Below are 25,330 nucleotides of genomic sequence, written 5' to 3'. Positions count from 1 at the left end.
GCTGGGGCACAGTGAGTGTCGTGGTGTCCCGTCCCGCCGCCCGCCAGGGGGCCGGAGCGGGACGGCACGGAGGACCGCGTCCCGCTCCACCCGCCCGGAACACCCCGTCCGAGACACGAACGGACCATCCATGTCCCACCACCTCGATACTCCTCTGGCGGCCCAGAACGGCCAGCTGTACATCGACGACCTGTACGTCTTCTCCGGCGAGGACAGCACGGTCCTCGTCATCGACGTCAATTCGAACATCACCGGCGTCTACGCCGAGCCGGGCTTCCACCCGGAAGCCCGCTACGAGTTCAAGGTCCACTTCGACGGCGCCGGCTTCGAGACCCTGACCTACCGGTTCTCCTTCGGCGAGGCCGACGCGGACGGGCGCCAGGACCTGCGGCTGCACACCCTGGCCGGCGACGAGGCGCGCGAGGACTCCGCCGAGGGCGACCTGGTCCTGGAGGGCCGTACCGGCGAGCCGACCGGCGGGGGCGGCACCCGCGTCTGGGCCGGGCGGGTCGCGGACCCCTTCTACATCGACCTGTCCCTGCTGGCCCTCGTCAACGGGGCGGTGGCCAAGGGCACGGCGGTGGACCTGTCGGCCTGGCGCCCGCAGGAGGCGCGGAACAGCTTCGCCGGCACCTCCGTCGAGACGATCGTGCTGGAGGTCTCGCACGCGCACGCCACGCTGCGGCCCGGCGCCCGTATCGGAGTGTGGTGCGCGACCAAGCTGGCCACCGACGCCGGCGGGTGGCGGCAGATCAACCGCGCGGGGCACCCGATGATGTGGCCGATCTTCTGGCCGGGCGACACCGACTTCTCCAACCCCGCCAACACCCGGCACCCCTCCGAGGACCTGGCCTCCGCGGGGCAGGTCGTCGCCGACCAGGTGGCGGCGGTGGTCGCGGGCACCGGGACGTCGGCCGACCCCGTGGGCTACGGCCGGACCGTGGCGCGCCAGCTGTTCCCCGACGTGCTGCCCTACGTGGTCGGCACCCCCGCCAGCTACGGCTTCGCCGCCCGCAACGGCCGCACCCAGGCCGACAACGCGCCCGAGGCGATGCTCGCCCTGGTCACCAACACGGCCATCCCCTCCGGGCTCACCCCCGCCGTCGCCAAGGACCAGCGGACCGAGCACTTCCCCTTCGTCGTACCGGTCTGACCGCCGGCGCTGACCGGGCCGACCGGTGCGGGGGCGGCCCGCACCGGACGGCCCGGCGGGGCTCAGCCGATCCTGACGACCTCGCCGGCGTCCGCGTACGTCGTGTCGCCGAACGGCCACATCGACGAGTAGTTGCTCACGTAGACGGAGCCGTCGGGCGCCGCCAGGAAGCCCGCGGGAGCGTACAGCCTGCCCCCGCCGAGGACGGTGCGCCGGCCGTCCTTGCCGATCTGGACGACGTCACCGACGGGGTCCGCGGTGGGCAGGAAGCCGGTCGTGTCGAACTCGGTCACGTAGAAGTCGCCGTTGGCGCCGAAGCCGCAGCCGTTGATGGCGCTGAAGCCGCTCTGCCAGACCGTGAGCCTGCCGGTACGCGGCGCGTAGCGGTACACGTTGGCCGCGGTCCCCGAATTGCCGCCGCCGGTGAGTTCGCCGACGTAGACCGCGCCGTCGGGACCGATGTCGACGCAGGTGGGCACGGCGTTCGAGCCGGCCGGGGTGGCGGGGATCGGGGCGAGTACACGGACGGTGCCGGACCGGTCGACCGAGTCCAGCGTGTTCGTGCCGCCGTCCGCCACGTAGAAGCCGCCGCGCGGATTCACCGCCAGCGCGTAGGGGTTGGCGTCGTGCGTCGGCGCCCACCGGTAGTCGTAGTCACCGGGGTTGCCGACGACCTCGGGGGTCCGGCCGGTGACGTCCAGCAGCGCTCCGTACTGCTTCTTCAGCACCGCGCTGACCGCCGGGGTCAGGCCCGGCAGGCCGGCGGGGACGAATTCCGGTGACGCCGGCTCCAGCGCGTACAGCCGGCCGCCGGTGTACGCCAGGCTGTCGGGGCCGATCATCTCCGCCCCGTTGAGGAGCGACGCCAGGCCGGTGCGGATGCGGACCGGCGTGCCGGACGAGACGTCCGCGATCGAGCCGGTCAGGCCGTAGCAGTTCTTCGTCACCGGGTCGGCGCTGTCGCACACGGCGGGGACGGATCCCGCCTCGCCGACCAGCAGGTGGCCGTGCGGCCCCCAGACCAGGCCGCGCGGCCCGTTCAGGCCGCTCGCCACGACGGTGACCGGCGCGTCGCCGGCCAGCTCCCCCGGGTGGTCCGCCGCCTGGGCCACCGGTCCCGAAGGGCCGGCGCTCAGGCCGGCGAACGCCGCCGCGGCTGCGGCGGCCACGATCATCCGACGCGTTTTGAGAGGTCGCATCTGCGCCTCGTCTCCTCACACTTTTTCGATCGGCGGCCGCGCGGGGGCCGTTTCCGGCCCGGCGCGCACGGGGCCGGCGGCGCCATCGCGGGGCCGGCCCTTGAGCCCTGGCAAAAAGAGGCGGTCGGCGGGCGTCGCCCGCCGGGGGAGCGTCAGACCCGGGAGTTCCACCAGTCCACGGAGGCGTACGCGGGCTGCCACTGGTTCTCGTACACCGTGCGCAGCGGCGGCGGCAGGACCGCCAGCGTGGCCGCGACGATCCGGTCGTCCTGGCCGTCCAGCATCCAGGGGGTGATCCTCGGCCCGTCCGGACCGCCCTTGGCGGCGTGGACGGTGCCGAAGTTCTGGATCTGCTCCGCCGTCAGGCTCGTTTCGATCAGCGGCAGCGTGTCGGTCTCCTCGTGCGTGAGGTGCCTGCCCAGCGTGCCGGCCAGCGCGTCGGTCAGGTCGCCGACGCGCTGCGGCCCGCGGTCGCGGTCGGCCAGTGCCAGGTCGATCGCCTCCAGCAGCGGGTCGATCCCGGCGTGCTCGGCCTCCATCGCCTCGACCACGGCCAGGTCGTCGGGCCGGTCGGCCAGGGCGACGGTCATCTGCGGCCACAGCGCCTCGTCCTCGGCGGTGTGGTGGATGTGCAGGGCGCGCTTGAACAGCTCCCACCCGGCGGTGTTGCCGAGGATCCGCCGCGGGTCGTCACCGGTGCCGGCGGTGATCCGCGCGATGTGCGCCACGTCCCGCCGCAGGGCGTTGTGCATCGCGTACATCAGCGTGAAGTCGACGTTGCCGCTCATGGCTCTCCTGTGTCGCTGACCGGATGCCGGACACCCGGGTGGTAACTCGCATCTGACTCGTGTCACGCGGAACGGACCTGCGGTCACGCCCTTATGACCGGTCTCGGCGGAAAAGTGTGACCGGCGGCGGTCCCCCGGCCGGCCGCCGGGCGGTCCGCGCACCGGGGAGGGAGTCCACCCCGCGCCGGCCGGGGCGCGGGGCGTCCCGCCCGTCAGGCCCGGGCCGCTTCGGCCCGCGGGGACGGCGCGGGGGCGCCGCCTTCGGGCGCGGACACCGGGCCGGAGCGCAGCAGCGCGGTGCAGAAGACGACACCGAAGGCGAAGATGCCGGTGCACCACCAGAAGGCCGTGGAATAGCCGTGGACCGCGGCGAGCTTGAGCAGCGCCGGTGTCGGCTTGCCCTTCGCGTGGTCGTCCAGGTAGTCGGTGACGGCGGTGGCCGCGATCGTGTTGAGCAGGGCCGTGCCGATCGCACCGCCGAGCTGCTGGCCGACCTGGAGGCCGGCGGAGGCGATGCCCGCCTCCTGCGGCGCCACGCGCGCGGTGGCGGTCTGGAGCGTCGAGGCGAAGGTGAGGCCTATGCCGAGGCCGATGACCATCGTCGGGCCGAGCAGCGCCCCGGCGTACGGGGAGTCCGTGCCGATCCGGGTCAGCCAGGCCGTGCCGCCGGCGCCGAGCGCCAAACCGGTGCAGGCCAGCCACCGGGGGCCGTACTTGGGCATCACCACGACGTTGCCCACACCGGAGCCCACGATGGTGGCCAGCACCATCGGCAGCAGGGCGGTGCCCGATTTGATCGCCGAGTACCCCAGGGTGGTCTGCATGTAGTAGATGAGGAAGAGGAACAGGCCGAACATGCCGCTGCCGAGGACCAGCATGGTCAGGTAGGCGCCGCCGCGGTTGCGGTCGAGCACGATCCGGGGCGGCAGCAGCGGCCGCTCGGCGCGGGTCTGCCAGATGGCGAAGAGGACCAGCAGGACGACGGCGGCGGCCAGGAAGCCCCAGGTGGAGGTGGCGTGCCAGCTGTGCGTGCCGGCGTTGGAGAAGCCGTAGACCAGGCAGAACATCCCGCTGGACACCGCGATCACGCCGGGTATGTCCAGCCGGGCGCCCAGCGTCCTGGCCTTCTTGCCGCCCATCGGCAGCGCGGCCCCGATCACCGCGAAGGCGGCGAAGACCAGGTTGACGTACATGCACCAGCGCCAGGACAGTCCTGAGGTCAGGGCGCCGCCGATGATCAGCCCGAGGCCCGCGCCGCTGGCCGCGACCCCGCCGTAGGCGCCGAAGGCCCTGCCGCGCTCCTTGGGGTCGGTGAAGGTCGTGGCCAGCAGCGCCAGGGCGGCCGGTGCCAGCAGGGCCGCGAAGACGCCCTGGCCGGCGCGCGCCGTCACCAGCATCGTGAAGTTGACCGAGGCGCCGCCGATCGCCGAGGCGCCCGCGAAGCCGACCACGCCGACGAGGAAGGTGATCTTGTGGCCGATCAAGTCGGCCAGCCGCCCGCAGAAGAGCAGCAGACTGCCGAAGGACAGCGCGTACGCGGTCACGACCCACTGCCGGTCGGCGTTCGAGAAGTCCAGCGCCTCCTGGGCCGACGGGAGCGCCAGGTTCATCACGGTCGCGTCGAGGACCACCATGAGCTGGGCGACGCAGATGACGGCGAGGACCCACCACCGCTTCGGGTTCTTCTCCGGCCCGGCGGCCCCCGGGTCCGGCCGGGCCGGGGAGTCTGCGCTCTGTGCTGCCATGATCGTCTCCTTGTGACGTCGAACGGACGTGAGCCTCGTTCGTATGACAGGGCCGGTGGTTCGAATGTGACATCGGGGCCGGACCCGGCAGTCCGGACATGGAAGCGGCCGGCCGGGACAGACGCCGGTGGTGATACGAATCGGTTGGGTCGCCGCAGCGGTGCTGGCGGCCGTGGCGGCGGTGGGCGCCGCGCTGGAACTCTCGCCGTGGTGGTGGACCGGGGCGGTGCCGCTGGCGGCGCTGGGGCTGCTGGGGGTGTGGGACCTGGCGCAGCGGCGGCATTCGGTGCTGCGCAACTACCCGGTCATCGGGCACGCCCGCTTCCTGCTGGAGAGGATCCGCCCCGAACTGCAGCAGTACTTCATCGAGCGGAACTTCGACGGGCGGCCGTTCGACCGGGACGTGCGCAGCATCGTGTACGAGCGGGCCAAGGGCACCGACGCGGAGGAGCCGTACGGCACCGAGCGGGACGTGTATCTGGCCGGCCACGAATTCCTGGTGCCCTCGATGGCGCCGCGGCCGGTCCCCGAGCAGCCGCCGCGGGTGCGGATCGGCGGCCCGGACTGCACGCGGCCGTACGACATGGCGCTGCTCAACGTGTCGGCGATGAGCTTCGGCTCGCTGTCCTCGAACGCGATCCTCGCCCTCAACGGCGGCGCCGCGGCCGGCGGCTTCGCGCACGACACCGGCGAGGGCGGTATGTCCGACTACCACCTGCGGCCGGGCGGCGACCTGGTCTGGGAGGTCGGCACCGGCTACTTCGGCTGCCGCACCGGGGACGGTGACTTCGACCCGGGGAAATTCGCCGACAAGGCGGCCCACCCGAACGTCAAGTGCGTCTCGCTCAAGCTCTCCCAGGGTGCCAAGCCCGGTATCGGCGGAGTGCTGCCGGGCGCGAAGGTCAACGCGGAGATCGCCGGGGTCCGCGGCGTCCCCGAGGGGCGGACCGTGGTCTCGCCGCCCTACCACCGGGTGTTCTCCACGCCCCGGGAACTCGTCCGCTTCATCGCCCGGATGCGGGAGCTGTCCGGCGGCAAGCCGGCCGGCTTCAAGCTCTGCGTGGGCTCGCGGGGCCAGTTCCTCGCGGTCTGCAAGGCGATGATCGAGGAAGGCACGGCGCCCGACTTCATCATCGTGGACGGCGCGGAGGGCGGTACGGGCGCGGCCCCGCTGGAATTCGCCGACAACATCGGGACACCGCTCACCGAGGGCCTGATCACCGTGCACAACGCGCTGGTCGGCGCCGGCCTGCGGGACCGGGTCAGGATCGGCGCCAGCGGCAAGATCGCCACCGGGAGCGACCTGGTCAAGCGGCTGGCCCAGGGCGCCGACTACGGCAACGCGGCCCGCGCCATGATGTTCGCCGTCGGCTGCATCCAGGCCCAGCGCTGCCACACCAACACCTGCCCGTCCGGCGTCACCACCCAGGACCCCCGCAGGGCCCGCGCCCTGGACGTCGGGGACAAGACCGAGCGGGTCCGGCGCCTCCAGGAGGCGACCGTGGCCAGCGCCCTGCAGATCATGGCGGCCATGGGCGTCACCGACCCCGCCGACCTGCGCCCGCACATGCTGCGCCGGCGTACCGACCCGCAGACCGTGCGCTCCTACGACGAGCTGTACGACTGGCTGGCCCCCGGCCAGCTGCTGGCCGAGCCCCCCGAGTCGTGGGCGGCCGACTGGGCGGCCGCCGACCCCGACCGCTTCGCCGTCTGAGCGGTACGGGCGGGGCGTTACGGGCAGGGCGGGCGCGCGGCTCGGACCGTCCGGGCGGGCCGGGTCTTCCGGGCCGCCCGGACGGTGCGGGCTGTCCCGGCCGCCCGATCCATGACACCCGCCATCCGATCCCCCATCCGACGATCCCCCATCCGACGATCCCCCATCCGACGATTCCTCATCCGATCCGGAGGACCCCGTGGCCCGAACCGTAGCCCGCGTCATCGTGGACGCACTGAGCGAACTCGGCGTCAGCCAGGTGTTCGGCGTCGTCGGCGACGCCCTCAACCCGCTGACCGACGCCATCCGTACCACCGAGGGCGTGGAGTGGGTGGGCTGCCGGCACGAGGAGGCCGCGGCCTTCGCCGCCGGTGCCCAGTCCCAGCTGACCGGCCGCCTCGGGGTGTGCATGGGCACGGTCGGCCCCGGCTCCGTGCACCTGCTCAACGGGCTCTACGACGCGGCCAAGAGCCGTACGCCCGTGCTGGCCATCGCGGGGCAGGTGCCGCTGACCGAGCTGGGCAGCGACTACTTCCAGGAGGTCGACAACGACGCCCTCTTCAACGACGTCGCGGTCTTCCGGGCGACCATCACCTCGCCCGACCAGCTCCCGCTGCTGCTGGAGACGGCGGTGCGCAACGCCCTGGGGCGCAAGGGCGTCGCCGTCCTCACCGTGCCCGGCGACATCGGCGACCGCGAGGTGGGCGCCGACCGCCCGGCCCGCTTCTCCCTCACCGCCCCGACCACCCGGCCCGAGGAGGACGCCGTCCGCAGGGCCGCCGAGCTGCTGGACCGGGCCGACCGCGTCACCCTGCTGGTCGGCAAGGGCTCCCGGGCCGCGCGCGAGGACGTCATGGCGCTGGCCGACCGGCTGGCGGCGCCCATGGTGCTCACCTTGAAGGCCAAGGAGGGCCTGGAGGGTGACAACCCCTTCCAGGTCGGCCAGACCGGGCTGATCGGCAACCCCGCGGCTGCCTCGGCCCTGGAGGACGCCGACACGCTGCTGATGCTGGGCACCGACTTCCCCTACCGGGACTGGTATCCGCAGGGCCGCACCGTCATCCAGGTGGACACCGAGGCCGCGCACATCGGGCGCCGCATCCCGGTGGAGATCGGCCTGGTCGGTGATGTCGGCGCCACCGTACGCGACCTGCTCGCCCGGCTGACCGCGCAGCCGCCGGGGGCGGGCGGCGCCCGGGACCGCGGTCACCTGGACAAGGCCCGTGAACGCTTCGCCTCCTGGCGCGAGGGACAGGCCGAACTCGCCGCCCCGGACCACGACAAGGGCCTGGTCGGGCGGCTGCGTTCCGCGGTGGACAACCGGCAGCACGACATCCGCCCCGAGGCGCTGGCCGCCGCGGTGGACCGGGCCGCCGCCGAGGACGCGGTCTTCACCTCCGACACCGGTATGGCCACGGTGTGGCTGTCCCGCTTCGTCGAGATGCGCGGCTCGCGCCGGCTGCTGGGCTCGTTCAACCTCGGCTCGATGGCCAACGCCATGCCCCAGGCGCTGGGCGCCCAGTGCCTGGACCGGGAGCGGCAGGTGGTGGCTTTCTGCGGCGACGGCGGCCTGAGCATGCTGCTGGGCGACCTGATGACGCTGAAGACGCACGCGCTGCCCGTCAAGCTCGTCGTCTTCGACAACCGCCGGCTGGGCATGGTCAAGCTCGAACAGGAGCAGTCAGGGCTCCCGGAGTTCGGCACCGTCCTGGACAACCCCGACTTCGCCGCGATCGCCACCGCCATGGGCATCACCGGTATCCGTGTGACCGACCCGGCGGAGCTGGACGACGCCGTGCGGACCGCCTTCGCGACCCCGGGGCCCGTGCTGCTCGACGTGCTCACCAACCCGGACGAGGTGGCCGTGCCCGGCAAGCCCACCGTCGAGCAGGGCTGGGGCTTCGCGGTGGCCAAGATGAAGGAACTCGTACGCAGCCGCGGGGACGACAGTGCGCAGGACTGACCCACCCGGTGAGGCACCTGCCGGGGAATTGCCGGGCACCGCCGAATGCGGGATGCCACCCCGGTTTGTTTTCACAGTTTGATCCCGCCACGGCGGGTAAGAGCGACCTTGGAAGGAACGCCGGAAAATCCCGGCGGATCTCCGCGGTACGGAGTGGCCGTACCGCAAATCAATGACATGGAAGAGGAATCCCCACATGTACATAGGCCTTGGAACCGTCGTGCTGATTCTGGTGATCGTGGCCGTCGTCATGCTTCTGCGCCGCAGCTGACGTACCGCTGCCGGAGCACCGCAGCGGCATGTCGCACGAACCGACACCCCCGGTGCCCTCCGATCCGCCGTACCCGGCAACCGGGCCGGGCGGCTCGTCAGGGCAGGGGGGTGCGGTGCAGGTTGACGAGCAGGCGCCAGACCCGGTGGGCGATCTGGGCGGGGGTGGCCTCGATGTGGCCGTGCAGCCAGTCGGCGAGCACCCCGGCGAAGGTCGCGGCCACGGCCGAGGCGACCAGGTCCGGCTCCGGCGCACCGGCCAGGGCGCGCTCCGTACGGCTGCGGGCGCGCAGATCCTGGTGCAGTACCTGGCCGAGCGGGCCGCTGCCGCCCGGGCTCAACAGCTCGCGGTAGAGGCCGGCGTGGGAAGCGAGCCGGTCGAAGAAGGCCGGCAGGGCGGGCGGCGGAGCCGCCGGATCGGGTGTCCCGCGCCATGCGTGCAGGGCGTCCACGGCTTCCCGGACGATGTCGGCGCACGCGTCGACGGCGAGCGCCTCCAGATCGGCGTAGTGCAGGTAGAAGGTGGCGCGTCCGACTCCCGCCCGGCGCACCAGGGCGGCGACGCTGACCTCGGCCAGCGGCCGGTCGGCGCACTCCTCCAGCAGCGCGCGGCTCAGCTTGGCCCGGGTCCGTGCCGTACGGGGATCGGCCTGAGCGCCGGTCACCCGGCCACCAGCACGGCGGCGAGCGCCAGGGCGCCGGGCAGTGCCTGGGCGGCGAGGATCCGCCGGTTGGCGGTGAACCCGCCGTACAGCCCGGCGACGAGCACGCAGACGAGGAAGAAGACCTGGGCGCGGAAGCCGGTCGGGTCTGCCGCGGCCAGTCCCCATATCAGGCCGGCGGCCAGAAAGCCGTTGTAGAGGCCCTGGTTGGCGGCGAGCGGGGCGGTGGCGCGGGCCATGTCCGCGTCGAAGCCGGAGAGTCCGCGGCCCGGCGGCCTCTCCCACAGGAACATCTCCAGGACCAGGAAGTACGCGTGCAGCGCGGCCACCAGGCCCACCAGTACGTTCGCGGCCGTCCCCATCGCGGTACCCCCACTCGTTGCGCGGTCATGGACAGGTGTCCACCATACATGGACACCTGTCCATGAACCAGGGGGTGTGCCGGCGACCGTCCGGGCCGGGCCGGGCAACTCGGCTGTACCCGGCGGGGTGCGCGGTGGTCTACTGGGCCGCTGTCGGCGGGATACCGGAACGGGCGGCTCCCGCCGCGCCACGCCGTCAGGGAGATTCACCGTGGAGAACGAAGCGGCCATCGAAGCACGCGCCGCCGACCGGCTGATCCTCTTTTCCGACGCGGTCGTCGCGATCGCCATCACCCTGCTCGCGCTGGAACTCCCGGTGCCCGCGGGCCGCGACGTCTCGGCATTCTGGAAGTCGGTGCGGGAGAACGACGCGCACTACCTGGCGTTCCTGCTCAGTTTTGTCGCGATCTCCGCTTCGTGGGGCGGCCACCACCGTATTTTCCGGGCCGTCGAACGTATCGACACTCCGCTGCGGATGATCAATATGTTCTGGCTGATGATGATCATCCTGAATCCGCTCGCGACGAAGATGCTCACCACCGAGGACCACGACAGTCTCGGCTCGCATGCCCTGCGGTACGGCTTCTACGCCCTTCTCCAGACGCTGGCCGCCGTCGCGCTGCTGGTGATCGCCCGCCGTCTGGCGGCTCGTCATCTGCTCGTCGGCGGGGACCGGCCGATGTCCGCGGGCAAGGGGGAGGAGCTGTACGGCATCATCCTCGGCTTCGGGCTGTCCATCCCGGTCTTCTTCTTCACCATGTACGGCTGGGCGCTGTGGATCGCAGGACCGGTGCTGGCCAAGCGGGTCTACCGGCCGCTGCGCGAGCGGCGGCGCGGGTCCCGGGACGCCTGACCTCCCGGACCTTGCGGCCGGCCCGACCTCCCGGCCGCCCTGGCCGCCCTGGCCTCCCGGTATCCGGCACCGGGCGCCCTGGCCGCCACGGGGCTTCGCTGCGCGTTCCCTTGACGCTCGTCACACCCTCTCCTACATTCACCTCAGTACCAGCCGAGTGAATCGTTTCAGACGTCCTATGTGCCCTCCGCCCCCAGGGAGTGTCGACGCTATGAACGTTCCCCGCCCATTACCCCGACGGTCGTCCCCGCGCCAGCTGCGCCGCATTTGGATCGTTTCTGTGGTCACCGCGGTGTGCGCGGCCTTCGGTTTCTCCGCCGGAGCCGCCGACGCGGCCGGCCCGGCGCGTGCCGCCGCGCCCGCCCGTACCGCCCCCGCCCGTACCGCAGGACCGGCGGCGCCTGCCTCACCCGCCGCGACGGCCGGGCGGTCCGCCGGGGACGCGTACATCCTCGCCCCCTCGACCCGCACCCTCGCGCCGGTCGCGGTCCAGAGCACCGCCGGCTCGGTGTCGTCGCCGCAGAACGTGCTCTCCGGCGCCTCCACCCGGATCTCCGGCGCCAACTCCGCCCTGGTGCTCGACTTCGGCAAGGAGGTCGGCGGCCTGGTCACCCTGACATTCGCCGGCGCCAGCGCGGCCGGGCAGCGGGTCGGCCTGGCCTTCACCGAGTCGTCGCTCTACGTCGGCCCCACCAGCGACCTGAGCAGCGGCGCCGCCTTCTCCGGCACGGGCACCGACGGGGCCCTGGCCACCACCGTCAACGGCGCCGGCACGTACACGATGCCGGCCGACAAGCTGCGCGGCGGCTTCCGCTACCTGACGGTCTTCCTGTCGTCCTCGGGCTGGGTGGACCTCGACGGCGTCTCGCTCGCCTTCACCGGCGCCGCCGGGATGGCCGACCCGAGCGCGTACACCAACTACTTCTTCTCCAACGACGCCCAGCTCAACAAGATCTGGTACGCGGGCGCCTACACCGTGCAGATGGACACCATCGACCCGGCGCAGGGCCGCGTCTGGCCGCCGCCGTCCACCGGGTGGGAGAACAACGGGCTGGTCGGCGTGGGGTCCAGCGTGCTGGTGGACGGCGCGAAGCGCGACCGCTCCGTGTGGTCGGGCGACCTGGGCGTCTCGCTGCCCACCGAGTACGTCTCCACCGACGACATCGCCTCCAGCCGCAACGCGCTGACCACGCTCTACCGGCACCAGAACGGCAGCAGCGGTGAACTGGAGTACGGCGGGCCGCAGTTCAACTTCTACGGCTCCGACACCTACCACACGTGGGCGCTCATCGGCACGGCGTCGTATTACACGTACTCCAACGACAAGGCCTGGCTGGACACGTACTGGAGCCAGTTCAAGCTCGGCATGGGCTTCATCACCGCCAAGATCGACGGCACCGGCCTGCTGAACGTCACCGGCACCAGTGACTGGGCGCGCGGCGGCCAGGGCGGCGAGAACATCGAGGCCAACTCCCTTCTCTACAAGGCGCTCACCGGCGGCGCCGTCCTGGCGGGCGCGGAGGGCGACAGCGCGGACGCCGCCACCTGGCAGCGGCAGGCGGCCACCCTCAAGGCGGCGGCCAACCAGCGGCTGTGGAACGCCGCCGTCGGCCTCTACCGCGACAACCCGGCCAGCACCCTCTACCCGCAGGACGGCAACTCCCTCGCCGTCTGGTACGGGTTGACCGACAGCCCCGCCAAGAACACCGCCATCGCCCACGGCCTGGCCACCCGGTGGAACGACCACGGGGCGGCCAGCCCGGAGAAGGACGGCGGCGCGATCGGCACCTTCCCCGGCTCGATGGAGGTCCAGGCGCACTTCACCGCCGGTGACGACGTCAACGCCCTGGCCCTGATCCGCCGTGAGTGGGGCGGCATGCTGGGCAGCCCCACGGGCACGGGCAGCACGTTCTGGGAGGGCCTGCGCAGCGACGGGAGCTTCGACTACGGCGGCACCTACATGAGCCTGGCGCACGGCTGGGCCACCGGCCCGACCTCGGCCCTCACCTTCTCCGTGCTCGGCCTCGCCCCGACCGGCACCGCGCAGTACACCTTCGCGCCGCACCCGGGCGACCTGACCCACGTCGAGGGCACCATCAGGCTGCCGCAGGGCACCGTGACCGGCTCGTGGGACTACGACGCGGCGGCCGGCACCCTCGCCGAGACCCTGGCGAGCCCGGCCGGCAGCACCGGGACGATCGGCGTCCCGACCTACGGCTCCAGCGCCGTCGCCATCACCGTCAACGGCGCGTCCGTCTGGAGCGGCGGCGCCTTCCACCCGGTGCCGGGCATCACCGGCGGCTCCACGGACGGCAGTTACGTCTACCTCACCGGTGTGGCCGCCGGCAGCCGTACCGTCTCGGCCGTCAACGTCGGCGCGCCCGCCGCCTTCGCGACCTCGGTCAGCGGGAACGCGCTGCCCGCCGGCTACACGCTGTGCGCCGCCGAGGGCGGTACCTGCACCCCGTCGGGGACCCAGGTGATGGCCTACGGCGCCGGGGCGTACGCCTACCGTACGGTCAGCGGCGCGACGGCCTGCGCCGGCGGCTCCTACGGCGGCGCGGACCCGGCCTACAACGTCGTGAAGTCCTGCTACCTCGCCCCGTCCGGCGGCCCCGCGGGCTACACGTCCTGCGCGGCGGAGAAGGGCACCTGCGCCGTCAGCGGCACCCGCGAGGTGGCCTACGGCGCGGGCGGGGCCTTCCGCTTCCAGACCGTCACCGGCAGCGTCGCCTGCACCAATGCCGCCTTCGGCACCGACCCGCTCTTCAACGCGGCGAAGAGCTGCTACGCCGCCCCGGCCGGCGCCCCCGCGGGCAACTGGACGGCGTGCGCCGCGGAACACGCCGCCTGCGCGGCCACCGGCGTCCAGCCGATCGCCTTCGGCGCCAACGGAGCTTTCTGGCAGGGCCGTTCGAACGGCTCGACCACCTGCGACAACGACACGCTCGGCGTCGACCCGATCTTCCAGGTCGCCAAGGACTGCTACCTCTACACCGGCGCCCCCACCGGATTCGGCGCCACCTGCGCGGCCGAGAACGCCACCTGCTCCTTCGCCGGCCAGCGCACCGTCGCCTACGGCGCCGGCGGCGACTACCTCTACAGGTCCTTCACCGGCGGCACCCCCTGCACCACCGCCGCCTTCGGCTCCGACCCGCTGCCGGGCATCGCCAAGAAGTGCTACACGACGTCCTGACCTCCTCGGCCCGGGTCCGCGGAACCGGCCTTTTCCGGCTCCAGGACGGACAACAACCGGCCTAGGGCTTCTCTTTTGGCCTGCGATGCCTTGTCATGGCCATGATTGCTCAGTAGTGCTCGACGCGTGACCCCCTGCCCCCTCCGAGAGGATCGCATCAGCGTGAGAAGCCTGAAGTCCACGGCGGCCGTCTTCGCCGCCACCGCAGCCATGGTGCTCGGCGGCGGTCTGGGCACCGCCGCCGCCAGCCCCGCGCACACCGCCGCGAGCCCCCGGGCCGCCGCCGCGCTGTGCAGCTCGGCCGCCGTCTCCGGCCTCGCCGTCAGCGGGGCCCTGCCCTCGGCGGAGGTCCAGCGCCAGCTCGCCTCCCGCACCGCCCAGCACCGCGCGCAGTACGGGATCGCCGCCAAGGGCCCGCTCGGGACCGCCGCCGCCGGCGACGCCGTGGGGCAGCCGCGGGTGGACATCCACCCGGCGCAGGGCACCTCGTTCAAGTCGGCGTCCGGCGCGGACGGCTCCTGCGCCACGCAGTCGGTCTCCACCCAGCTCACGGTCGCCGACACCGCCACCACCATCTACACCCCGACGATGTACCCGCCCGGCGGCTCCTGCGTCGAACTGGTCACCGTCTACACCAAGTCCGTCCGCTCGGTCTCCGCCTGGGACTGGTGCAAGAGCGTCAACTTCGCGGCCTCGGTGACCATCAACAGCTCCTTCCTGAGCACCTACACGAACGGCTCCGGCGCCTACACCGGGCGCGTCATCAGGACCTCCGCGGCCGCCAACACCTGGACCGCGGCGCTCTACAACTACTCCACCGCCCACTGGGACACCCTGTTCACCCAGTCGGGCACCAACAAGTCCGGCCGCACCGACGGCTGGGACATCGAGGAGCTGTACTCCACGGTCGGCCCCTCGGGCCGGGCGTACTCCTGCGACGACATGGCCGGCACCACCTTCGAGTCCAGCAACATCTCGGTGCGCAACAACGGCGTCTGGTCCAGCGCGAGTCCGGCGAATTCGGACACGCACTACGACCAGCCGAACAGCGCCTTCTACTGCCCGGCCCGCAGCTACCAGATGATCAGCGTCTACGACCACTGGAAGGCCGTCGGCTGATCCGACCGGCGTTCCCCCGTACGCCCGCGAACACCGGCAGCCCGCCCCCCCGGTGGGCTGCCGGTGTTCGGGGGCGTACGGGGGAACGTCAGCCGAACCACACCTCGGCCACCGACTCCGCGAGGGCGACGGCCTGGTCGTGCCCGGCGCGGGCGGCGGCGGGGCGGCGGGAGTCGTCCACCATGTTGCGGCCCATCGCGCGGCGGGCGGCGCTGTCCGGGGTCAGGACGGTGATGCGCACGCCGTCCGCCGCCAGCTCCGCGGCCTCCTGCCCGGCGCTCGGGTGCGGACCGACCGCCTTGGGGATCGGCGAGACCGCCAGCACACGGCGGTGGCCGGCGGCCAGTGCGATGTTCGTGGTCGCCCGGCTGCCGCCGTCCATCCAGCGTCGGCCCGCGACGGTCACCGGCGGCCAGATGACCGGCACGGCGCAGCTCGCCGCGACGGCTTCGAGCAGCGTCGGTCCCGAGTCCGCGTCGAAGACGGTGAGCCCGCCGGTCCGCGCGTCGACCGCCGCGATCCGCAGATCGCGGTCGGGCCAGTCCCGTACCGTGCCCAGCAGCATGCCGACCGCGTCGAAGACCTCCGACTCGGGGCCGGTGCGTGCCGCCAGCGCCGCCCGGCCGAGGCGTTCGACCGAGCGCTGCGGCCTGCGGGAGCCGAGCGCCGCCCACAGGAAGCGGGCCGTCCGGCCCAGGCTCACCGTGATGTCCACCGCGTCGGCCCCGCTGAGCTGGCGCTCGTACATCTCGGCCGGTCCGACGCCGGAGGCCAGCCGGGATCCGAGCACGGCGCCCGCGGAGGTGCCGATGACGACGCCGGCCCGCGCGACATCGACCCCCGCCTCCGAGAGCCCGGCGAGCACGCCGGCCGTCCAGGCGCCGCCGACCGCCCCGCCCCCGCCCAGTACCAGTGCCGTGTCCGCCATCGCCCAGCCCCCTCCCGGCAAAGTGGGGGCCACTCCCCACTTGATGCCGCGACGATAGCATCGGTACCGGGGAATGGTCCCCGGTAGTGCGGGAGGGTGGGGTCATGACGGACGGCACGCAGGGGCGGGACCCGGTGCGGCGGCGCGACGCACGGCGCAACCGCGAACTGCTGGCGGAGGCGGCCCGCGAGGTCTTCGCCGAGCAGGGGCTCGACGCGCCGCTCGACCTGATCGCCCGCCGGGCGGGCGTGGGGAACGCCACCCTCTACCGGCACTTCCCCCACCGCGCCGCACTCGTCGACGAGGTCTTCCGGGGCGCCCTGGCCGGGACCACGGCCGCGGGGGAGCGGGCACGCGCCGCCGAGGACGCCTGGCCGGCCCTGCTGGCGTACGTGGAGAAGGTCTTCGAGAACCTGGCCGCCGACCGCGGCACGAACGACCTGATGACCACGCGGCTGGAGGGCGTCGGCTCGCTGGACGCCGTCCACGCCCACAACCGCGAGACCGTGGACCTGCTGCTGCGCCGCGGCCGTGAACAGGGCACCGTCCGCGGCGATCTCGGCACCGAGGACGTCCTGCTGGCGCTGGCGACGCTCGGCCGGGCCGTCCCGGCCCTCACCGCCACCGCCGCGGACGCGTGGCGCCGCCCGCTCGCCCTGCTCCTCGACGGCCTGCGCGCCTCCCCGACCGCCGCCCGCCTCCCCGAGCCCCGCCTGACCCCGGCCCAACTCGGCGAGGTCCTGGGCCGTCTGGGCGGGCACCGGGGCTGACCGCCCCGCGGGCCGCGGGAGCAGGACGGTGGCGCCGTCGCGCGGGTCCCCGGCGGTGGACCGGGAGATGACGCTGCGGGCCGGGCCGGGGCACGGACGGCCGCGGCCCGCAGCGCGACGCGCGGACCGGCCTCAGCCGATCTTGACGACCTCGCCGGTCGTCGAGTAACCCGGGTCGCCGAACGGCCACATGGAGGAGTAGTTGGTCACGTAGACGGAGCCGTCGGGAGCCGAGAGGAAGCCCGCGGGCGCGACCAGCTTGCCCGCGCCCAGAACGGTGCGCTTGCCGTTCTTGCCGATCTGGATGACCACACCGTCGGGCGGGATGGTCGAGGACGGGAATCCGATGGTGTCGAACTCGGTGACGTAGAAGTCGCCGTTGGTCCCGAAGCCGCAGCCGTTGATGGCGCTGAAGCCGCTCTGCCAGACCGTGAGCTTGCCGGTGCGCGGCGCGTACCGGTAGACGTTCGCGTCGGTGGCCGTGCCGCCGAATCCGGTGAGCCCGCCGATGTAGACCGCGCCGTCAGGGCCGATGTCGAGGCAGGTGGGCACGGAGTCCGCGCCGCCGGGGGTCTTGGGGATGAGGGTGAGCACCTGCACATTGCCGTGCCGGTCGATCGAGTCCAGCGTGTTGGAACCGCCGTCCACGAGGTAGAAGCCGCCGCGCGGATTCACCGCCAGCGCGTACGGGTTGCCGTCGTTGTCCGGCGCCCACTGGTAGTCGACGTCACCGGGGTTGGCGAGGACCTTGGGGGTCCGGCCGGTGACGTCGAGCAGCGCTCCGTACTGCTTCTTCAGCAGCGCGGTGACCGCCGGGGTCAGGCCCGGCAGGTTGTCGGGGACGAATTCCGGCGACGCCGGCTCCAGCGCGTACAGGTGGCCGCTGTCGTAGACCAGGCTGTCCGGGCCGACCATCTCGCCGCCGTTGAGGAGCGAGGCCAGGCCGGTGCGGATGCGGACCGGGGTGCCGGAGGAGATGTCCGCGATCGAGCCGGTCAGGCCGAAGCAGTTCACCGCCGCCGGGTTGCTGTTGTCGCACGCCGAGGGGATCGTGCCCGCCTCGCCGACCAGCAGGTGGCCGTGCGGTCCCCTGATCACGCTGCGCGGCCCGTTCAGGCCGCTCGCCACGACGGTGACCGGCGCGTTGCTGGTCAGCTCCCTCGGGTGGGTGGCCGCTTCGGCCACCGGCCCCGAAGGGCCGGCGCTCAGGCCGGCGAGTGCCGCCGCAGCCGCGGCGGCCAGTAACATCCGACGCGCTTTGAGAGGTCGCATCTGCGCCTCGTCTCCTCCCGTTCGGGTGAGCTTTCTGGTGCGCGCAAACGCTTCTCCGTGGTGCGGACGCCCGCGCGGCTGGCTCACGGTAAGACCGGTCATGACACCGCCGTCCGGGGCACCATGGGCCCCGGGGCGGGCCATATCCAGCCGGGTGACAGGCGGCAGCATCGCCCCTGCGACTTGGCAACCATTTGGCGCTGACTTGGCGCCGCTCCGGCCGGACCGGGCCGGAGTGAGTGGTGGTGTCCCTGGGTCAGTACGTGTCTCGTACCGGCCGGCGGACGCGGGGGTTCCGCCCGGCGCTCCGACCTGGTCCGCCGCCGGCCGCGGCGTCCCGGCAGGCGGGTCCTGCCCTGACGGGCCGCTCCGCCGCACGCCGGTGACCGCCGCCCCGCCCCCCTCGACCTGCCCTTTGCCCGGATCGTGCCGCGCGGCCGGGCGCCGACCGGCCGCGGCGGGCGGGCGCGCCGCCCCGGCCGGTCAGGGAGCGGGCGGCGCCGGCCCGGGATCCGCCAAGTCGGCGCCAAGTCGCGTCATGGCCGCGGGCGGCGACGCGTACGCCGCCGGCCGGGTCCCGCCGCGGGTCTCGGCCACCCCTGCCCGCGGGGCTTTCGCGGCCGGGTCACGTACGGGCGGGGTGGCGCAGGCAGGACACGACGACCACGATCGGCCACAGGGACTGGGCGATCGTCAGGACGCGCTCGGCCACGCCGGCGGCCCCGTGGAGCTGGAGTTCGACCAGGAACCACGCGGCCCCGAGCACCATCAGCGCGGACCCCATGAGCGAGGGCACGGGCCGCAGCCCCCAGGGCGCGCCCGCACGCCGGTCGGCGGCCAGGACCGGCCACAGCGCCAGCAGGGAGAAGCCGACTGCGACCACGGAACCGTGGGAGAAGGAGCCGCCGGTCTTCGGCGCCGGGAATCCCGCCAGCAGCATCGCGGAGAGCCCGCCGCCGGCCAGCGCGAGGCGGCCGGCGGGGGCTGCCGCGCGCAGGCCGAGGGCGGTCGCCAGGTAGCAGGTGCCCAGGGCGAGCAGCGTCACGGTCAGCACCCAGTAGCCGGAGCCGGCCGCCAGGACGCTGATCGTCTGGCTGACGGGGTTGTAGCCGGGCCCCTGGAGCACTGCCGCGGTCGTCGAGCCACCGATCAGCAGGACGGGAGCGCACCCGGACGAGAGCACGGCCCACCATGAAACAAGTGCCATCGAACTACCGTAAAACGGACAGCTCTCCCTTTCTCTCGCACACGCGGGGCGATCGGCACCCAACCGGATCGGTGCAGACTGCACCGACGCTGTATCCGGGCCGGGGCCGGCCGCGCGTCACCGCGGGTGCGTCACCGCCGTCACCGCTGGCGCGTCACCACTGGTACGGGAGGTATTTCCCGTCGAGAGTGATGACAATGCGGTCCCCCGCGGGGTCGGGAACGCGGGCGACATCGAGCCGGAAGTTGATGGCGCTCATGATCCCGTCGCCGCACTGCTCGTGGATCAGCTCCTTGATGGTCGGCCCGTAGACCTGGACGACCTCGTACAAGCGGTAGATGGTCGGATCGACGGGGACGGCCGATTCCAGGGCTCCCCTGGTGGGCTGGAGCTGGAAAGCGACAATGGCGTCCTTGTCGAGTTCGAGGAGCGAGGCGGCGGCCTCGGCCTCGGCCGCGCTCATCGGATGCTGGCCCAGCAGCGCGGCCGTCGTCCATGCCAAGGGCCTGCCCACGGTCTCGGCGAGCTGCGCCCATGTGACCCCGGTCCGCACTTTGGCCTGACGGACGGCTTCCGCCGCTTCCCCTTTGGTGAGCATGCTGTCCTTCCCCACCTGTCGCGTCCCAGGGCATGACCCCGGCGCCGCATCGGGCAGCGCCCGCCCCGGCGACGAGCCTACGGACAACGGATCACCGGCGTGGTGCTTTCACCGGCGGTCGCCACGGCCCCTCCGGTGCCCGCGGAATTCCGCTCCGGGCCGCTTCGGCCCGCTCCGGGTCGGGCCGGGGCGGGCCGGGTCGGGGCGGGCCGGCGGGCGCTACCAGGCCCGGTGGTCGAGCCAGGAGCGGACCCGGTCCGCGGTCCCGCGCCAGCGCGGCTCGAGAAGCACATTGTGCGAGCGGTCGGGAAGGAACAGATAGTCGGAGCCGAAGTGGGCGGCACTGCGGCGTACCGCCTCCGCGGGGACTATCGCGTCGTGCTCCGCCGCGACCACCAGGGACGGTCCGCCGATACGCGTACGGTCCACGCTCACCGACGCGGTCACCGCCTCCTTGACCGCGACGGCGGATTCCCTCGACATCAGCGCGTGATAACGCCCGGCGTCCTCTTCCGAACACCCGCCCAGATAAAGGCCCCACGCCACCTCGAAGGGAAGCCGCTCGACCGGCGCGCCGGGATCGATGTCGAACTCGACGTCAAGTCCGACTTCCGCGCAGACCGCCGGAGCGAGGTGCACCTGGGCGACCACGGGATGCCTTTCTGCGTACTTCTGCGCGACGATCGCGCCCATGCTGTGGGTCATGAGAACCGGCGCCTGCCCCACGTGGGCGGTGACGATCTCCAGTTCCTCCACCGTGTCGGCCAGGGAGCGGGCGGCGAAGCGGTCGTCGGGCAGCGCGGCTGATCCCTCGTGGTTGAACCAGCTGAAGGCGTAGCAGTCCCGGCCGGTCGCGGCGAAATAGCCGAGGTAATTCTCCCAGGCCCAGCTGCCGTGGGCGCCGCCGTGGACGAAAACGACGGGAGGCGCGGCCGGGGCGCTTTCCGGCGATGCGTGCTCGATGAACACACCGTCGATCGTCGTGCGCTCGATTTTCACGGTACCTGCTTTCGCGCGGCGTCAGGTCAGCCACCGCGACGCGCGGGGCGGCCCCAGGCTACTCAGGGCGGCGGTCCGGAAGCAGGCACTCGCCCGGTTCCCGAACTCGGGGGCGGCGCCGCCGTTCCGACTCCCGCCCGGAGCCTCCGGGTTGCCCCCGGCGCCGCTGACCTGCGCTCTTCCGCCGAACAACGATGTCCGGATTGCGAGGGTATGTGGCAGATGTCATGCTGGAAGTCCACCAAGCGAAGGAGATGGTCTCATGGCTTCGGAGCTATCAGCCCAGGTCGAGACGGCAACCCTTGCCGCTGAGGTCGAAGGACTGCTGGATTCCGCAGAACCGGAAGGCATCTACCGCGACACACGTGAGTGCTTCGGCGGTCTGCTTCTCGCGGGCCTCCTGCTCGTGTCGCCCCCCACTCCCCGCCCGCCGAAGACGGCCACGCGCTGACGGACTGGGGGACACATTGGCCGAGCAGGCGCAGGAGAACTCTTCCCTGAGCGCTGCGGTGGCCGATGTCGCAAACGGAGTCGCCCTCGCCCTCGACGGCGAGGGCGACACCTTTGCGCTGTCGGCCCTTCTCGCACAGGACGACACGGTGGCCCTGGCCGCCATCCGCGTACTGGGCGCCGACGTCCTGGCGCCGTACGCACTCGGCGGGGACGCGGCGCGCGGCGGCCCCGACGGGGAGGCCGTACGCAAGGCGCTGGCCGCCTACCCGCCCACTCCCGGCGCCTCGGACGTCTCGCTGTGGAGCTACCGGGGCCTGGCCGAGGCGTCGCGGACCTTCCTGCCGCACAGCGGCGCGGACATGGCCGCCGAGGCCCGGCCCGGGGACGCGTGGCTGCGGACCGACCCCTGGCCGGTGCTCGCCCACCGTGCCTCGCAGCTGGCCGCGCTCTCGCTGCCGGGCCTGGCCCCGGCGCTGGCCGTCGGGCTCGCCGCCCGCACCGAGGACCTGGCCAGGGGCTTCGTCCGGGCGGTGCGCCGCCGCGACTGGCTCCAGGCCGCAGGGGTCGGCCGCTGGCTGGTCCGCGTCCCCGACGTCCCCGACTCGCTCGGGCTCGGCGCGGGCCTGCGCTACGTCCGCCGGATGAGCGGCGGCGACCCGCGAGTGGCCCTGCACACCGCCGCCGCCCGGCGCTTCTCCGGCGGCGGTCCCGGGTGAGCGGCGAGCACACGGGCACGGCGCACCGGGGCGCCGCCAGCGCGCCGGGCGACCGGGTCCCGGCGGGTACGACGTCCGCGCGTCCGGCCGCCTCCGCGCCCGCCGAGGCCGCGGCTGCGGGCACGGCTCTCCGTCCCGCGCCGCCGCCCGGCGGACGCGCCCACCCCGACGCCGAGTTGCTCGACGGCGTCGTCGGCGGGGCGCTGCGCTGGCTGGGGTCCGTGCGGCAGGCCTTCCGGCTGCCGGCGGACGTCGCCACCGACGCCGACCCGAACACCACGCTCAAACCGCTGGGCGAACTGGCCGAGTTGATGCAGGTGATCCAGGCGCTGCACCCGCTGGCGCCGGTGCGCGAGGCCGCCGCCGACCTCTTCGGCCTCGCCTGGAAGGAGACCCGCGGCGGCGAGCTGTTCGTGGAGCTGGTCCGCGGCGAGCCCGTGGCCACCTACCCGGTCGAGCTGTACGGGGTGTTCGCGCGGGCGGGCCTGCGCCACCCCGGCGCCGAGGAGCTGATCGGGGCGACCACCTCGCTGCGCCGCTGGCGGGTGCCGCGCGAGGACCCCACCCGCACCCTCAACGTGCTCAACGCCGAGCGCCGCATCGGACTGCCGCCGCACACCGACTTCGACGCGGTGCTCGCGTCGACCGGCCTCGGCCAACGCCCCGAACCGTGGGCGCTGGACCGCAAGGCCGCGTACGGGATCACGCACGACGTCTTCCACACCACCGACTGGGGCCGCGCGCCGGGCCGGCTGCCGGGACCCCAGGCGGAATACCTGCGGCTGTGGCTGCCGGCCTGGACCGAGACGTGGTCGGAGGAGCGGCTGTGGGACCTGGTCGGCGAATTCCTGGCCCTCTCCGCGTGCCTGCCGGGCGCTCCCTACGACCCCGCGGCCTGGCGCCGCTTCGCCGCGAACCGCACCGCGGACGGCGCGGTGCCCGAGGCCGGCGGCCCGCCGCCGCCCGGCGCCACCCCGGGCGAGGTCTTCACCGCCTGCTACCACTCCACGCTCGTGGCCGCCTTCGCCGCGACGCTGGCGCGCGCCGCCCCGCCCGCTCCCGGGGCGCGGGCCGCCCGGCCGCCCGGCGCCGCGCTCCCCGAGGGCGCCGCACCGACCGACCACCCGCTGCCCGAAAGCGAGGCGACACCGTGACCGCCGCATCCCCCGCCCTCCTGCACCGCGTCGGCGACCGGGCGCTGGCCTGGCTGGACACCAACCGCGAGCACTTCCGGCTCACCGACGAGGACCTGGCCTCCGGCCGCGGCATCGTCGAACGGATCAAACCCGTCGGGGAGTTGGCGATCAACATGCGGGTGCTGTCCCGGGAGGGCGTGGCCGGCTCGCGGCAGCACGACATCTCGGTACGGCTGCTGGACTACGCCTGGCGCGACCTGCTCGACGGCGGCAATCTGCTGGCCGGACTCCAGCAGCAGGAACCGCTGTCGCCCGTGCCGCTGGAGATCTACGCCAGCCTGCACGAACTCGGCTACCGGCACCCCGGCCTGGAGAGCGGGATCGACCTGGCCAGGACCACGGCGAGCTGGCGGGCGCTGGAGATGATGCCGAACCGGCGGCTCGGCCTGCTCAATGCCGAGCGCAAGATCGGGCTGGTGCCCAGCGGCGACAGCGACCAGGCGCTCGCGGCCACCTGGCTCGGCCGCAGGCCGGAACCGTGGACCGTGCAGCTGCACATCGCCTACGACATCACCCACACCGTCTTCCACCTCAGCGACTGGGGAGCCACCCCCGACCGCATCCCGCGGGAGATCGCCGACTACCTCTCCCTCTACCTGCCCGCGTGGATGGCGGACTGGGCGGAGCTGGAGCACTGGGACCTGCTCGGCGAGCTGCTCGTGGTCGACGCCTGCCTGCCCCGGCCCACGCTCGACGCCGCGATGTGGGGGCTGTACGCCGCCGCGCAGGCGCCGGACGGGGCGATGCCGGTGCAGGGCGCGATGCCGCAGGGCGACCGCGACGAGGTCTTCGACGTGGTCCACCACCCCACCCTGGTGGCGGCGTTCGCCTCGGCGATGGCCACCTCGCGGGCGCTGTCCTCGGACGTGGCCGCGTGAGCGCCGGGCCGGCCGCCGACATCCCGGCCGCGCCCGCCCCCGTGCCGTACGAGGACGGCGGTCTCGCCCCGCTGCTGGACGAGGCCCTGGCCCGGGTGCGCGCCCCCGACGTCGTGGTGGCCGTGAGCCGCGGCGGGCACCGTACGGTCGTCTCCGGCGGGACGGCCGCGGCTCCGGCGGTGCCGCGCGAGGACCTGGGCTTCGGCCTCGGCTCGCTGTCCAAGACCTTCACCGTGCTGCTGCTCGCCGACCTCGCCCGGGCCGGCGCCGTCGGGCTGGACGACCCGCTGGCCGCCCACCTGCCGGGGCTGCCGCCGCTGTCCGGCGACGCCTGCCGGATCACCCTGCGCCACCTGGCCACGCACACCTCGGGCCTGCCGAGGGTGCCGCGGGACCTGTTCGCGGGCGCCGTCCTCCACCCGTACACCAACGGCTACGCGGGCTACAGCGGCGACCGGCTGCTGTCCGCCTACGCCCACGTCCGCCCCCGGCACGCCCCGGGCACCCGCTGGCACTACTCCAACTTCGGCCTGGCGCTGCTGGGTTCGGCGCTGGCGCACACGGCGGGCACCGCCTTCCCCGACCTGCTCACCCGGCGGGTGCTGTGCCCCCTGGCCCTGACCGCGACCACCGCCGGCGCAGACGCCGCGAGGTCCCGCCCGGACCGCGCCATCGCGACCGGCCACCACGGCGACGGCCGTACGCCCTTCCCGTTCACGGACATGGCCGCGTTCACCCCGGCCGGCGGCGTCCTGTCCACCCCGCACGACATGCTCGGCTATGCCGAGGCGCATCTGCGGTCGGCCGGCGGGCCGCTGGCCGGGGCGCTGCGCGACGTCCAAGTCCCGCAGTTGCGCAAGGGGTTCGGGCGCCGGCGCGAGACGCACACCCTGACCTGGTTCCAGCACCCGGCGAGCGGCGGCCCGGTGCTCTTCCACGCCGGCGCCACCTTCGGCATCCAGTGCTTCCTCGGCTTCCACCCGGCGACCCGCACCGCCGTCGCCGTGTGCGCCACCCGCCACGACCGCACCAGCTCGGTGGTCCACGCCGCCTACACCCTGCTCCAGTCCCTGGCCGGCCGCCCCCTGCCCGGGCCGGCCCACCGCTGACCCGGCGGACCGCCGGCCCCCGGAATGACGGTCATCCCATGCGGTCGGCATGTTGTCGGTGAAATAGCCCGATGAGGTCGAGAAGGTCATACGCGGGGTGGCGTATCACCAAAGTTCGGCAAAGCTCGGCAAAGGTTCTGCCTATGTCGCCCAACCATGCTTTGCGCATGCCCAATAAGG

At 73.3% G+C, this 25,330-nt stretch carries 22 protein-coding genes; 12 read left to right on the top strand and 10 right to left on the bottom strand.

From position 1 onward, the window contains the following. The first annotated feature begins 130 nt into the window (after positions 1–130). Positions 131–1,153 (top strand): DUF4331 family protein, encoded by a 1,023-nt coding sequence (locus OHA86_RS17690; RefSeq protein ID WP_329176541.1) that lies wholly within the window; start codon positions 131–133, stop codon positions 1,151–1,153. Positions 1,154–1,215: 62 nt separating this feature from the next. Here the strand turns inward: OHA86_RS17690 and OHA86_RS17685 are convergent, their stop codons facing one another. The 3 genes from OHA86_RS17685 to OHA86_RS17675 all read right to left on the bottom strand — a co-directional run bounded on the left by OHA86_RS17685 (position 1,216) and on the right by OHA86_RS17675 (position 4,885). Beyond that, positions 1,216–2,352, bottom strand: a complete 1,137-nt coding sequence (locus tag OHA86_RS17685) for a ScyD/ScyE family protein (RefSeq protein ID WP_329176539.1) — start codon at positions 2,350–2,352, stop codon at positions 1,216–1,218. A 152-nt stretch (positions 2,353–2,504) separates the two neighbouring features. Beyond that, a complete protein-coding gene (locus OHA86_RS17680) occupies positions 2,505–3,140 on the bottom strand; it encodes a hemerythrin domain-containing protein (RefSeq protein ID WP_329176537.1) in 636 nt (211 codons plus the stop codon). 212 nt (positions 3,141–3,352) lie between these two features. After that, positions 3,353–4,885, bottom strand: coding sequence for an MFS transporter (locus OHA86_RS17675; RefSeq protein ID WP_329176535.1), 1,533 nt, complete (start codon positions 4,883–4,885; stop codon positions 3,353–3,355). Between the two features lie 130 nt (positions 4,886–5,015). On the opposite strand from OHA86_RS17675, the gene OHA86_RS17670 reads away from it, so the two are divergent. Next, positions 5,016–6,599, top strand: coding sequence for an FMN-binding glutamate synthase family protein (locus OHA86_RS17670; RefSeq protein ID WP_329182449.1), 1,584 nt, complete (start codon positions 5,016–5,018; stop codon positions 6,597–6,599). Positions 6,600–6,798: 199 nt separating this feature from the next. Continuing rightward, positions 6,799–8,562 (top strand): thiamine pyrophosphate-dependent enzyme, encoded by a 1,764-nt coding sequence (locus OHA86_RS17665; protein WP_329176533.1) that lies wholly within the window; start codon positions 6,799–6,801, stop codon positions 8,560–8,562. A 368-nt stretch (positions 8,563–8,930) separates the two neighbouring features. Here OHA86_RS17665 and OHA86_RS17660 read toward each other — a convergent pair whose 3' ends face one another. Next, positions 8,931–9,497, bottom strand: coding sequence for a TetR/AcrR family transcriptional regulator (locus OHA86_RS17660; RefSeq protein ID WP_329176531.1), 567 nt, complete (start codon positions 9,495–9,497; stop codon positions 8,931–8,933). Next, positions 9,494–9,856, bottom strand: a complete 363-nt coding sequence (locus tag OHA86_RS17655; RefSeq protein WP_329176530.1) for a DUF1304 domain-containing protein — start codon at positions 9,854–9,856, stop codon at positions 9,494–9,496. Before OHA86_RS17655 ends, OHA86_RS17660 begins: the two co-directional genes overlap by 4 nt. A 211-nt stretch (positions 9,857–10,067) precedes the next feature. Here OHA86_RS17655 and OHA86_RS17650 point away from each other — a divergent pair, with 211 nt between their 5' ends. The 3 genes from OHA86_RS17650 to OHA86_RS17640 all read left to right on the top strand — a co-directional run bounded on the left by OHA86_RS17650 (position 10,068) and on the right by OHA86_RS17640 (position 15,024). Then, positions 10,068–10,709, top strand: a complete 642-nt coding sequence (locus OHA86_RS17650; protein ID WP_329176529.1) for a TMEM175 family protein — start codon at positions 10,068–10,070, stop codon at positions 10,707–10,709. A gap of 280 nt (positions 10,710–10,989) precedes the next feature. Then, positions 10,990–13,905, top strand: a complete 2,916-nt coding sequence (locus OHA86_RS17645) for an alpha-L-rhamnosidase-related protein (protein WP_329176527.1) — start codon at positions 10,990–10,992, stop codon at positions 13,903–13,905. 162 nt (positions 13,906–14,067) lie between these two features. After that, positions 14,068–15,024 carry a hypothetical protein gene (locus OHA86_RS17640; RefSeq protein WP_329176525.1) on the top strand — a complete coding sequence of 319 codons (957 nt, stop codon included), beginning with the start codon at positions 14,068–14,070 and terminating at the stop codon, positions 15,022–15,024. Positions 15,025–15,112: 88 nt separating this feature from the next. Here the strand turns inward: OHA86_RS17640 and OHA86_RS17635 are convergent, their stop codons facing one another. Next, positions 15,113–15,952 carry a patatin-like phospholipase family protein gene (locus OHA86_RS17635; RefSeq protein WP_329176523.1) on the bottom strand — a complete coding sequence of 280 codons (840 nt, stop codon included), beginning with the start codon at positions 15,950–15,952 and terminating at the stop codon, positions 15,113–15,115. 104 nt (positions 15,953–16,056) lie between these two features. Between OHA86_RS17635 and OHA86_RS17630 the strand changes: the two genes are divergently transcribed. After that, positions 16,057–16,722 carry a TetR/AcrR family transcriptional regulator gene (locus OHA86_RS17630; RefSeq protein WP_329176521.1) on the top strand — a complete coding sequence of 222 codons (666 nt, stop codon included), beginning with the start codon at positions 16,057–16,059 and terminating at the stop codon, positions 16,720–16,722. Between the two features lie 132 nt (positions 16,723–16,854). Here the strand turns inward: OHA86_RS17630 and OHA86_RS17625 are convergent, their stop codons facing one another. The 4 genes from OHA86_RS17625 to OHA86_RS17610 all read right to left on the bottom strand — a co-directional run bounded on the left by OHA86_RS17625 (position 16,855) and on the right by OHA86_RS17610 (position 20,798). After that, positions 16,855–17,970, bottom strand: a complete 1,116-nt coding sequence (locus OHA86_RS17625) for a ScyD/ScyE family protein (protein WP_329176520.1) — start codon at positions 17,968–17,970, stop codon at positions 16,855–16,857. A 649-nt stretch (positions 17,971–18,619) separates the two neighbouring features. Beyond that, positions 18,620–19,201: a DUF998 domain-containing protein gene (locus OHA86_RS17620; RefSeq protein ID WP_329176519.1), complete on the bottom strand. Its 582-nt coding sequence runs from the start codon at positions 19,199–19,201 to the stop codon at positions 18,620–18,622. 154 nt (positions 19,202–19,355) lie between these two features. Further along, on the bottom strand, positions 19,356–19,799 hold the full coding sequence (gene cynS, locus OHA86_RS17615; protein ID WP_329176518.1) for a cyanase: 444 nt from the start codon (positions 19,797–19,799) through the stop codon (positions 19,356–19,358). Between the two features lie 219 nt (positions 19,800–20,018). Continuing rightward, the gene (locus OHA86_RS17610; RefSeq protein WP_329176516.1) at positions 20,019–20,798 is read right to left on the bottom strand and encodes an alpha/beta hydrolase; all 780 of its coding nucleotides are present in this window, start codon (positions 20,796–20,798) and stop codon (positions 20,019–20,021) included. 262 nt (positions 20,799–21,060) lie between these two features. Between OHA86_RS17610 and OHA86_RS17605 the strand changes: the two genes are divergently transcribed. From OHA86_RS17605 to OHA86_RS17585, 5 genes are read left to right on the top strand one after another with little or no spacing between them, the layout of a single operon-like run. Continuing rightward, positions 21,061–21,249 carry a hypothetical protein gene (locus tag OHA86_RS17605; protein WP_329176514.1) on the top strand — a complete coding sequence of 63 codons (189 nt, stop codon included), beginning with the start codon at positions 21,061–21,063 and terminating at the stop codon, positions 21,247–21,249. Positions 21,250–21,307: 58 nt separating this feature from the next. Next, on the top strand, positions 21,308–21,967 hold the full coding sequence (locus OHA86_RS17600; protein ID WP_329176512.1) for a hypothetical protein: 660 nt from the start codon (positions 21,308–21,310) through the stop codon (positions 21,965–21,967). Beyond that, a complete protein-coding gene (locus tag OHA86_RS17595; protein WP_329176511.1) occupies positions 21,964–23,121 on the top strand; it encodes a DUF6895 family protein in 1,158 nt (385 codons plus the stop codon). The genes OHA86_RS17600 and OHA86_RS17595 overlap by 4 nt, the downstream gene beginning before the upstream one ends. After that, positions 23,118–24,041: a DUF6895 family protein gene (locus tag OHA86_RS17590; RefSeq protein WP_329176509.1), complete on the top strand. Its 924-nt coding sequence runs from the start codon at positions 23,118–23,120 to the stop codon at positions 24,039–24,041. Before OHA86_RS17595 ends, OHA86_RS17590 begins: the two co-directional genes overlap by 4 nt. Continuing rightward, complete coding sequence (locus OHA86_RS17585; RefSeq protein ID WP_329176507.1) at positions 24,038–25,150, top strand: serine hydrolase domain-containing protein; 1,113 nt, start codon at positions 24,038–24,040, stop codon at positions 25,148–25,150. The genes OHA86_RS17590 and OHA86_RS17585 overlap by 4 nt, the downstream gene beginning before the upstream one ends. Positions 25,151–25,330 lie beyond the last annotated feature (180 nt).

The sequence above is a fragment of the Streptomyces sp. NBC_01477 genome (assembly GCF_036227245.1).
Taxonomy (GTDB): domain Bacteria; phylum Actinomycetota; class Actinomycetes; order Streptomycetales; family Streptomycetaceae; genus Actinacidiphila.
Note: the sequence above shows the minus strand (reverse complement) of the source record. Positions and strands in the feature narration are given on the sequence as shown.